The following is a 1,160-nucleotide window of genomic DNA, read 5'->3' as shown; positions in this document are numbered from 1 at the left end:
TTTTAAAGTGTCATGGTCATTCGAATAAAGGTTTATTAAGAAACATAGAAAAAAACGCTAGTTTTTCACTGGTCCCGAACCGTCCCCTGCTTCCTGTTTTATTTCATTACAACAGTCTGTGTTATTATATTTTGTGCAACTTCCTTTACTTTGTGCAACCCTTCTTCAATAATTTGGTCCGCTTGATCAGGCATCGCATTATGACCTTCGATAATAACTTCATCCAAAATCTCGAGACCAAATACACCACTTACTACATTCCGCATATAATTTATGGCCATATCTATTTTAGCCATTTCCGGTGTAGAATAAATACCGCCACGTGCGTTTAATAGAATCGCTTTTTTACCTGTCATTAATTGAACCATATTTCCTGTTTCATCAAATTTAAATGTAAAACCAGCCTCATACACATAATCAATAAATGTTTGTAGCTTTGCTGGTATTGTTTGGTTCCACATTGGGAAAGCAAATACAACTAGATCAGCTGCAATTAGTGCATCCTTCGCCTTTTGTTTTGCAGTTAATATTCGTTTCTGGATATCCGTTAATTCTTCACCGGCATGCAAGTTATCAAAGGCATCAAATAAATCCTGTCCCAAATACGGCATATCTTCTGCAAATATATCATAAGTAGTAACTGATAACGATTCTACTTCTCGTACCGCCTCCATAAATGTTTCATACATTTTGCTAGTAACGCTTTGTGCTGACGGACGATTGTTTGCTTTTACAACTAAAATATTCATTCTTCTTTCCCCCAATGTTTTACTCTTTTTATAATATGAATACTTTCACTTTACATTATGTGAAAGTAAACACATACAAACAAGAGAGCACTTTGAAGTGACTTAGTATCATTTAGGATACTATTAGAACTTTTTAGTACAAAAAAAGAATTCATTATGAAAGATATTGAACGAAAGAATCCAGTAATCATGACTAATTCAGGCGCTATGTGATCTGTTAGTATTGCTAGAAATACAGTTTTATGACTTTTTTATGAACACTTGAAGAAGAACCTAATAGTAGTGAAAGTTTTCCTTTCATTTAATAGGAAGCAGAGAACCGTCCGGGACCAGTGAAAAACTAGCGTTTTTTTCTATGTTTCTTAATAAACCTTTATTCGAATGACCATGACACTTTAAAAATGTGCTTTT

1 protein-coding gene is annotated in these 1,160 nt (G+C 33.9%); it reads right to left on the bottom strand.

The window, feature by feature from the left end; translation table 11 throughout:
- Nucleotides 1-98: 98 nt before the first annotated feature.
- Nucleotides 99-749 carry an FMN-dependent NADH-azoreductase gene (locus QQS35_RS01155; RefSeq protein ID WP_285929884.1) on the bottom strand — a complete coding sequence of 217 codons (651 nt, stop codon included), beginning with the start codon at nucleotides 747-749 and terminating at the stop codon, nucleotides 99-101.
- Nucleotides 750-1,160: the final 411 nt, after the last annotated feature.

Origin of the sequence: Aquibacillus rhizosphaerae, assembly GCF_030282825.1 — a bacterium.
Classification (GTDB): domain Bacteria; phylum Bacillota; class Bacilli; order Bacillales; family Amphibacillaceae; genus Aquibacillus_C; species Aquibacillus_C rhizosphaerae.
This window is presented reverse-complemented; position numbering and strand designations above follow the sequence as displayed.

Excerpts from the sequence above, each read along its gene's own strand:
- QQS35_RS01155 (WP_285929884.1), bottom strand. The coding sequence starts at position 749 with ATGAATATTTTAGTTGTAAAAGCAAACAATCGTCCGTCAGCACAAAGC.